Genomic DNA, 5,118 nt, shown 5'->3' with positions numbered 1-5,118 from the left:
ACGAGTCTCCTCGGCGTGGACGTCGACGGGTCGGTCACCCTGCCGGTCCTGGGGTCGGTGCTTCGGTGGCGCCTCGCTATCGTCCTGATAACCTTCCTCGTGATTGGGGCGACGTACTACGTCGTCGAGCGGACGGACTTCGGGCTGGTCGTCCAGGCCGGCACCGAGGACTCGGAGATGGTCCGGCTGATGGGTATCAAGATCACACGGTCGTACGCGCTGATCTTCGGGCTCGGGGCCGCGCTCGCGGGGCTCGCAGGGCTCATCGGCGGGTCGATCATCAACCCTGAACCGGGCATCGGCACCCAGGAGGCGTTGGTGCCGGCGTTTCTAACGGTCGTCGTCGGCGGGGCGGGTAGTGTCATCGGTGCGATCGTCGGCGGGCTGATGCTCGGCATGATCGTCGGATTCTTCGAGATTACCGCCGCGGCCTGGTCACAGATCGCCCTGTACGCCTTCGTCGCGGTGTTCATTCTCGTCCGACCCGAAGGACTGTTTGGAAGCACGGAGGTGGGCACATGAGCGACGACAAACGCAGCGACGGCGGCGCGACCGTCGACACCGCCCCCGGGTCAAAGGGTGGTGGCAACGTCGTCGACTGGCTCCTGGAGAACAAGAGCCGCGAGTCGGTGGTTGCGTTGGCGACTGTCGCGAGCGTGCTCCTGTTACCGATGTTCCTGATCGATATCCTCGGACTGCTCGGGGAGATTGTCGGGGTAGAGCTCGGCGGATTCCCCGCTCTGGCAACACAGATCCTGGTGTTCGGGACCGTCGCCGTCGGATTCAATATTCTGCTCGGCTATACGGGGCTGCTCTCCTTCGGTCACGCGGCGATGTTCGGAACCGGGGCCTTCGGGGCGGCGCTGTTCTCCAACGCCGTCTCCTCAAGCCCGGTTCTGGTCGTGCTCACGGCGGTGCTCGTCGGCACGCTCGTCTCCTGGCCGATCGGCTTTCTCTCGATCCGCCGGTCGGGCGTCTACTTCGCCGTGTTGACCCTGACATTCGGACAGATGCTGTACTTTTTTGCCTTCGGCCCGGGGTCGGGCATCATCGAGGCAGGCGGAACGATCTTCACCAACGGCGACGACGGCTACACCCCCTACACCGGCTTTGAGTTGACGCCGGAACTGTTCGGCGCGATACCCCTTGACCAGCCGGTGCCGATACTGACGCCGCTGCTTCCGGGCGGTGGCGTGTCGCTGAAGTACCTCTTTGTCGGGGCCTTTGCCGTGCTGGCCGTGGTGTTCGCCCACCGGATCATGAAATCGCCGTACGGGCTGATCCTGAAGGCGCTGGGCGAGAACGAACAGCGCGTCCGGTTCGTTGGCCTGAACGCCGCCCGCTACAAGCTAATGGCGTTCATCCTCTCGGGCGCGTTCGCCGGACTCGGCGGCGGACTGTTCGCGATGTACAAGGCTGGTCTCACCGTCCACCCCAACCAGACGCTGTTTTGGACCGTCTCCGGGGACTTCGTCATCATGACCACCCTCGGCGGCGTCGGGACGCTGTTCGGCCCGCTGATTGGGGCTGGCGTCTTCGAGTACATCCGGCTGGTGGTCTCGGGGATTGCGGTAGCCGGTATCGAGTTCGCTGAACTCTGGCCACTGGTGCTCGGGCTGGTGTTCGTTCTCGTGGTCGCCTTCTTCTCGAACGGTCTCTACGGCGGCATCCGACGTGGATTCCGTCGGGTGGGGAACAGGCTCCGTGCCGCCCCACCTGAGGCAGACGCCGAGGCAGATACCGAGCCGAGACCTGCCCGCGACGGCGGAGGTGACGACTGATGAGTATCCTTGAAACCGACGGGCTGACGAAGGAATTCGGCGGCCTGACCGCGGTCGACGACGTCGACCTCACCGTCGAGCAGGGCGAGGTCCGGGCGATCATCGGCCCGAATGGGGCCGGGAAGTCGACGTTCATCAACCTCATTACCGGGTTGCTCGACCCGACCAACGGGGCGGTCCGGTTCGACGGGGCGGATATCACCGATGACAAGCCCTACCAGATCGTCCAGCGGGGTATCTCTAAGTCGTTCCAGACGGCCTCGATCTTCCCGGACATGACCGTCGGTGAGAACGTCAGGATCGCCGCCTTCGGCGCCGAGCGAGGCTCCTTCCGGTTCGACTTCCTGCGCCGTCGGGACGACATCGAGGAGACCGACGAGGTGGCCGAGGAGATGCTCAGCGCGGTCGACCTCTGGTCGGAACGGGACGTGACGGCCGCGAGTTTGCCCTACGGTGACAAGCGACGCCTGGAGATCGCTATCGCGCTGGCCTCCGAGCCGGACCTGCTGTTCATGGACGAGCCGACCGCCGGGATGTCGCCCGACGAGACTGAACGGACCGTCGACCTGATTGAGAGGCTTCAGGAGGACCTCGACCTCACGATTGTCCTCGTCGAACACGATATGGAGGTGATCTTTCGGGTCTCCGACCGGATCGCTGTCCTGAGCCGTGGGCAGGTGATCGCCGACGATACGCCGGACGTGGTCCAGGGCAATCCTGCCGTTCAGGAGGCCTACCTCGGGGGTGTCGACCTGTGAGCTCCGAGGACACGGGGGCAGGGCGTACCTCCCGTGACGCGGCGAGCACCGGCGCCGAGGACCAACTGCTCACCGTCGACGACATCCACGCCTACTACGGGGAGAGCCACATTCTCCGTGGGGTCTCGATGGCCGTCGAGGACGGTGAGGTCTGTGCGCTGCTGGGCCGCAACGGTGCGGGCAAGACGACGACGCTGCGCTCGGTCGCGGGCGTCCGACCACCCCAGGTCGAGGGGTCGGTCCGGTTCCGTGGCGAGGATGTCACCGACGAGGCGTCGGAGGACATCGCGCTGAAAGGTATCTCGCTGGTCCCGGAGGAGCGCCGCGTCTTCTCCGAACTGACCGTCAGCGAGAACCTCCACATGACGCAGGTGTCGCGCAACAGTTCGAACGTCATCGGCCGGAGCGTCGACGACCCGAGTCAGACCCGGCCGCTGTCCGAGATCTACGACGCGTTCCCACGGCTGGACGACCGCCGGGAACAGACCGCCGGGACGCTGTCCGGCGGCGAACAGCAGATGCTCGCCATCGCCCGCGCGCTGCGGTCGAACCCCGACCTGTTGATGCTCGACGAACCCTACGAGGGGTTGGCCCCGCAGATCGTCGACGACGTCGAGGACGCGATCGACCGGATCAACGACAAAGGAACCACGGTCCTCCTCGTGGAACAGAACGCCGCCGCGGCAATCTCGATCGCCGACCACTGCTACGTGATCGACCAGGGCGAGATTGTCTTCGACGGGACCGCACAGACTCTCAGGAACGACGACGAGACCCGACAGCAGTATCTGGGGGTGTGAGTGTGGCCAACGCAGGGGCCGACCCCGCAGACGGCGGCGTCGACCCGGACCCCGAACGGTTGCGCGAGGACGGCGACGCTCGACTGGAGTTCCTGGTCGGCCGTGGCTTCTTGGCAGTCACCGACGAGGATGAACTGACGCCAACGGAGTCCTTCGAGGACGTGCGCGCGGTGTACGCCGACTCCTACACCGATGTCGACGACGAGACGTTTCACGATACGGTCGCCGAGGTGTTCGACATTCCACGCACAGAGGCCCCGGAGCGAGTGGCGCAACTCGGTCTCTCGCGGTGGGAACTCGCGACGTATCTGGCCGTCCAGTCCGACCTCGAGACGGACCTGCCGGGGGACGTGGTGCTCGAACTGGCGGCCGTGATGGCCGCCGCGGGCGAGGCGTCGGCCGTCCCGCCGAAGCTGAGGACGTTGCCTGCCTCGTTCGAGGACGTTCTCGCCGACGAGCGCGCCGCCGTCGTGTTCGTGTTCGCCCGGGAGTGTGACCCCTGCCGGTCGATGAAGGCCGAACTCGACGACACACTGGGCCGGTTGCCCGAGGCCGTGACCGCCACCGGCGCCGACGGCGGTGACGCGCCCGACCTCCGTCGGGCCTTTGAGGTCGACGTCGCGCCGACCACGCTGGTGTTCGTCGACGGCGAACTCGCGGAGAAGCTCGAAGGGTATACGACGCCCGAGGACATCGAGGAGACAGTTCGCAGGGCACTCGACGCTTAGCTGGTCGCCCGGTCGTACCACGCCGGCCGTGTGACCTCTGTCGTGCCGACACCGGCGTACCGAAATGCCCGCTTGACGGTGACTCGCTGTCCGTCGACCGTCGCGTCGTACCGGTACCGAGCCGACCTGACGAGCCCGGTGTTCTCGACGACCGCGACGAGAGTGAGATTCCCGACCGCGGTGGCCTCCTCCGGTGCGAACGCCGTCCCGGACCGCTCGGTAGCACGAAGCCGGTACCGCGTGGTCCCGTTCACTGTCTCTCGCTCCACGACCGTCACGGAGACCGAACCGAACAGGTCCTCGATAGTCTTGCCGGCGTTACCGGTACCCCCGCCGAAGGCGGCCGTCCGGGTCCAGTACTGCCAGGTTCCGACGTGACCGCCCTGTGGGACGAACTCGTTGTAGGTTCGGTTTTCGCGGTCCAGACCGAACGCGCGGACGTACGTGAAACGGTTCGACCAGAACTCCGCGGCTGCCGGCGGTTCGCCGAGCAACAGCGGCGCCTCGGGCCCCACGGTCGTGACCCTGGCGCGGTAGGTCCGGTCCTGTGCGAGGGTGACAGTTATGTTGAGTTGTGACCGCAACGAACCGTTCTTGAAGACAGTCGTCCGGTTCGATGCGAGGGTGAACGACTGCGACCTCAGGTGTTCCATGTGCGCACCCGCGAGGACACCAGGCCCGAACACCCCGTTGGCACTAACTCCCGGAGGGAACCCCTCTGTGGCCCCGACCGTGCGCTCTGGGTCTGACACCTCCACCGGCGTTACCGTAGTCCCGCCGCCGCCCCCGCAGCCGGCGAGGACGACTCCGAGAACGACACACAGCGCCGCGAGTCGCATACCATCCGCTGAGGGCGCCTGGTACCTGTATCTGTGCCCGCCGTCGACCGTCGACTGACCGCTCCGCACACACCTCGGCCCCGTTGCCCGGGGTCCGGGTATACACCGCCCCGCTGGCTAGATACTCCAGACCTCGTGACCGGTGTCTCGCTGTCCCGGATGCTGGGTTAGCCAGCGGCTTCGAGTCTTTGTCCGTCCGCGAGGAGTCGGTC

At 66.1% G+C, this 5,118-nt stretch carries 6 protein-coding genes; 5 read left to right on the top strand and 1 reads right to left on the bottom strand.

Annotation, left to right across the window (positions count from 1 at the left end; all coding sequences use genetic code 11):
- From Q0964_RS11020 to Q0964_RS11000, 5 genes are all read left to right on the top strand, one after another.
- The coding region (locus tag Q0964_RS11020; RefSeq protein ID WP_414652151.1) for an ABC transporter permease subunit at nucleotides 1-522 on the top strand (522 nt) is incomplete at its 5' end.
- Nucleotides 519-1,781, top strand: coding sequence for a branched-chain amino acid ABC transporter permease (locus Q0964_RS11015; protein WP_299267293.1), 1,263 nt, complete (start codon nucleotides 519-521; stop codon nucleotides 1,779-1,781). The genes Q0964_RS11020 and Q0964_RS11015, both read left to right, overlap by 4 nt.
- Nucleotides 1,781-2,539 (top strand): ABC transporter ATP-binding protein, encoded by a 759-nt coding sequence (locus Q0964_RS11010; RefSeq protein WP_299267290.1) that lies wholly within the window; start codon nucleotides 1,781-1,783, stop codon nucleotides 2,537-2,539. Before Q0964_RS11015 ends, Q0964_RS11010 begins: the two co-directional genes overlap by 1 nt.
- A 65-nt stretch (nucleotides 2,540-2,604) precedes the next feature.
- Nucleotides 2,605-3,339 carry an ABC transporter ATP-binding protein gene (locus Q0964_RS11005; RefSeq protein ID WP_299267296.1) on the top strand — a complete coding sequence of 245 codons (735 nt, stop codon included), beginning with the start codon at nucleotides 2,605-2,607 and terminating at the stop codon, nucleotides 3,337-3,339.
- A 2-nt stretch (nucleotides 3,340-3,341) separates the two neighbouring features.
- On the top strand, nucleotides 3,342-4,067 hold the full coding sequence (locus tag Q0964_RS11000; protein ID WP_299267287.1) for a thioredoxin family protein: 726 nt from the start codon (nucleotides 3,342-3,344) through the stop codon (nucleotides 4,065-4,067).
- Here Q0964_RS11000 and Q0964_RS10995 read toward each other — a convergent pair.
- Nucleotides 4,064-4,906: a DUF7537 family lipoprotein gene (locus Q0964_RS10995; RefSeq protein WP_299267284.1), complete on the bottom strand. Its 843-nt coding sequence runs from the start codon at nucleotides 4,904-4,906 to the stop codon at nucleotides 4,064-4,066. The two genes, Q0964_RS11000 and Q0964_RS10995, sit on opposite strands and share 4 nt — an antisense overlap.
- Nucleotides 4,907-5,118 lie beyond the last annotated feature (212 nt).

Origin of the sequence: Halorientalis sp. (assembly GCF_028275115.1) — an archaeon.
GTDB lineage: Archaea > Halobacteriota > Halobacteria > Halobacteriales > Haloarculaceae > Halorientalis.
This window is presented reverse-complemented; position numbering and strand designations above follow the sequence as displayed.

Coding starts and splice junctions, on each gene's coding strand:
- Q0964_RS11015 (WP_299267293.1), top strand. CDS start 519: ATGAGCGACGACAAACGCAGCGACGGCGGCGCGACCGTCGACACCGCC.
- Q0964_RS11010 (WP_299267290.1), top strand. CDS start 1,781: ATGAGTATCCTTGAAACCGACGGGCTGACGAAGGAATTCGGCGGCCTG.
- Q0964_RS10995 (WP_299267284.1), bottom strand. CDS start 4,906: ATGCGACTCGCGGCGCTGTGTGTCGTTCTCGGAGTCGTCCTCGCCGGC.